The sequence below is a fragment of the Candidatus Thermoplasmatota archaeon genome (assembly GCA_035541015.1).
Lineage (GTDB): Archaea > Thermoplasmatota > SW-10-69-26 > JACQPN01 > JAIVGT01 > DATLFM01.
The window spans coordinates 1-3,474 of sequence record DATLFM010000113.1 but is presented as its reverse complement, the minus strand read 5'-3'; the positions used below and the strand labels follow the sequence as shown (position 1 = coordinate 3,474).

General features: G+C 68.8%; 3 protein-coding genes. 1 reads left to right on the top strand and 2 read right to left on the bottom strand.

The genetic code is table 11. The annotated features are described in order from the left end of the window. Together VM681_11310 and VM681_11305 are read right to left on the bottom strand one after the other, a co-directional pair. The coding region (locus VM681_11310; protein ID HVL88573.1) for an acetyl-CoA carboxylase biotin carboxylase subunit at positions 1–1,301 on the bottom strand (1,301 nt) is incomplete at its 3' end. A 5-nt stretch (positions 1,302–1,306) separates the two neighbouring features. Then, positions 1,307–2,857 carry an acyl-CoA carboxylase subunit beta gene (locus VM681_11305; protein ID HVL88572.1) on the bottom strand — a complete coding sequence of 517 codons (1,551 nt, stop codon included), beginning with the start codon at positions 2,855–2,857 and terminating at the stop codon, positions 1,307–1,309. A gap of 41 nt (positions 2,858–2,898) precedes the next feature. Between VM681_11305 and VM681_11300 the strand changes: the two genes are divergently transcribed. Beyond that, on the top strand, positions 2,899–3,474 hold a 576-nt coding region (locus VM681_11300; GenBank protein HVL88571.1), incomplete at its 3' end, for a S8 family serine peptidase.

Here is a 3,474-nt window from a genome sequence, read left to right as displayed (position 1 = left end):
TCGCCGCGCCGAAACGCCTCCAGGCCAACGACGGCGCGGTGGAAGGGAAGGTTCGTCGTCGTGGAGCCGACGTGGAACGCTCCCAGCGCCCGGGTCGCGCGCTCGATCGCGGCCGCGCGGTCGTTGTCCCACACGACGAGCTTGGCAAGGAGGCTGTCGTAGGCCGAGGGCACCACGAAGCCGGGGTAGACGCCCGCATCGGTCCGAACGCCCTCGCCCTCGGGCGGCCGCCAATCCGCCACGAGACCCGGCGAGGGCGAGAGCGCGCGGTAGGGATCCTCCGCGTTCACGCGGAACTCGATGGCGTGCCCGCGCGGACGGATGTCCTCCTGGCGGATCGTGAGCTCCTCGCCGGAGGCGATCCGCAGCTGCCAACGTACGAGGTCGACGCCGTAGACCATCTCCGTTACGGGATGCTCCACCTGGAGGCGCGTGTTCATCTCCATGAAGTGGAATCGCCCGTCCTTCCAGAGGAACTCCATCGTTCCGGCATTCACGTACCCGACGCGGCGCGCAAGCGCCACGACCTTCTCACCCATCTCGCGACGGATCGCCTCGGTCACGATGGGCGAGGGCGCCTCCTCGACGAGCTTCTGGTTGCGCCGCTGGATCGAGCACTCCCGCTCGCCAAAGTGCAGCACGTGGCCGTGCGCGTCGGCGAGAACCTGGAACTCGATGTGCCGCGGGTTCTCCACGAACTTCTCCACGAAGACTGCCGACGAGCCAAACGCGCTCTGCGCCTCCTGCCGGCAGGCGGCGATCGCCTCCTCGATCTCGTCCTCGCGGCGCACGATCCGCTGCCCGCGTCCGCCGCCGCCTCGCGCGGCCTTGAGGAGCACCGGAAGGCCGACCTCGCGGGCGATGCGGGCCACCTCGGAGGGGTCCTCCACGGGCTCGGTGCTGCCCGGCGCCACCGGAACGCCCGCTTCGCGGGCGAGCGCCTTGGCCCGGAGCTTGTCGCCCATCTGGGCCATGGCCGAGGACGGCGGGCCGACGAAGACGATTCCCGCCTTCTCGCAGAGCGACGCGAACTCCGCGTTCTCGGAGAGGAAGCCATACCCGGGATGCACGGCCTGCGCGCCGCTGCGGCGGGCCGCGTCGAGCACGCGGTCCATGGCAAGATAGCTCTCCGCCGAGGGGGCCGGCCCCAGCCGAACGGCCTCGTCGGCCAAGCGAACGTGGAGCGCGTTTGCGTCCGCGTCGCTGTACACGGCGACCGCGCGGACGCCAAGCTCGCGGCAGGCCCGGATCACGCGACAGGCGATCTCGCCGCGGTTGGCGACAAGAAGCGTGCGGAACATCGGCCTCACAACGGGATGTTCCCGTGCCGCTTGGCGGGGCGCGGCTCCTTCTTCGTCTGAAGAAGCTCGAGGCACTCGATGAGCTTGCGCCGCGTCTCCGGCGGCTCGATCACGTCGTCAATGTAGCCCTTCTCGGCGGCGACGAACGGGTTCGCGAACTTCTCGCGGTAGTCGTGCACGAGCTGCTTGCGGCGCGCGTCCTTGTCCTGCGCCTCGTCGAGCTCCTTGCGGAAGACGATGTTGACGGCGCCCTCGGGTCCCATGACGGCGATTTCGGCCGTGGGCCAGGCGAAGTTGAAGTCCGCGCGGATGTGCTTGCTGCACATGACGTCGTAGGCTCCCCCGTAGGCCTTGCGAAGGATGACCGTGAGCTTGGGAACCGTGGCCTCGCAGTATGCGTAGAGAAGCTTCGCGCCGTGGCGGATGATGCCGCCCCACTCCTGCTGCGTTCCGGGAAGGAACCCCGGGACGTCGACGAAGGTCACAAGCGGGATGTTGAACGCGTCGCAGAACCGGACGAACCGCGCGGCTTTGGTCGAGGCGGCGATGTCGAGCACGCCCGCCAGGACCTTCGGTTGGTTCGCGACGACGCCCACGCTTCGTCCCGCCATGCGCGCAAACCCCGTGACGATGTTGCAGGCGTAGTCGGGTTGGATCTCAAGGAACGACTCGCGGTCGACCACGCGCTTCACGACGTCCTTCACGTCGTAGGGCTTGTCACTCTCGTCGGGCACGATGCGCGAGAGCTCCGGGTCCGCGCGGTCGGCGGGGTCGATCGTCGGAAGCCGCGGCGGATCGTCGAGGTTGTTCTGCGGAAGGTACGAGAGGAGCCTGCGCAAAGTCTCCAGAAGCTCCTCCTCGCTTCCCGAGGCGATGTGGGCGACGCCCGACTTCGTGTTGTGGGCCGCCGCGCCGCCGAGCTCCTCGAACCCGACCGTCTCGCCCGTGACGGCCTTGACGACATCGGGGCCCGTGATGAACATGTAGCTTGTGCCCCGCACCATGAGCGTGAAATCCGTCATGGCGGGGCTGTACACCGCGCCGCCGGCGCAGGGCCCCAGGATCGCGCTGATCTGCGGCACCACGCCCGAGGCGAGGACGTTCCGGAAGAAGATCTCCGCGTAGCCGCCGAGCGCGTCCACGCCCTCCTGGATGCGCGCGCCGCCCGAGTCGTTGAGCCCGATGACCGGGCAGCCAGTCGCAAGCGCGAGATCCATGATCTTGCAGATCTTGCGGGCGTGCATCTCGCCGAGGCTTCCGCCAAAGACCGTGAAATCCTGCGCGAACACGTACACGGGGCGCCCGTCGATGCGGCCAAAGCCCGTCACGACCCCGTCGCCGGGCACCTTCTTCTTGTCCATGCCAAAGCGGCTGGCTTGGTGCAAGACGAAGGGGTCGAGCTCTTGGAACGAGCCGGGATCGAGGAGAAGGGCGATGCGCTCGTGGGCGGTGAGCTTGCCCTTGTCGTGCTGCGCGCGGACCTTGTCCTCGCCGCCGCCAAGCTTGGCCGCTTCGCGTCGCGCGCGAAGCTCTTTGACCTTCGAGTCGACGGTCATTCCGCTACCGTCAAGTAGGGGTAGGGTATAAAAGCCCCCCGATGCGCGGGGCCCGGACCGTTCTGCTCGCCGCGGCGGCGTTTGCGCTCGTGGCGCCGGCGGTCCTTGGCGCGGGCTGGCACGTCGAGCAGGCGGAGCCGGCGCAGACCCCCTCGCGCACGGTGTACACGGCGCAGAGCCTCTTCTCGGTCAAGCAGCAGATCGAGATCAACCGCATGTGGATCTTCGCGCGCCCCCTGTGGCTTGCCAAGCCCACGGGCGAGGGCGTCACGATCGGCGTCATCGACACGGGCGCGGACCTTCGCCATCCCGATCTTGCGGGAAAGCTCGCGTGCGGCTGGTGCTGGCGCGACTTCGTGGGCGACCGGACCGGGACCAAACGGGCGCAGCCCTACGACGACCACGGCCACGGCACGCACATCGCCGGAATCGCCGCCGGCCACGGGCACCTGCAGCTCAATCCGCTGCACTACTATTGGCTCACGGGCGCGCGCGGCATCGCGCCCGAGGCCAAGCTCGTGGTCGCCAAGGCGATGAACCACAAGGGCGAGGGGGACGACCCCGTCGTGGCCAACGCCATCCGCTGGGCCGTGGATCCAAACGGCGACGGCGACCTC

Excerpts from the sequence above, each read along its gene's own strand:
- VM681_11305 (HVL88572.1), bottom strand. The coding sequence starts at position 2,857 with ATGACCGTCGACTCGAAGGTCAAAGAGCTTCGCGCGCGACGCGAAGCG.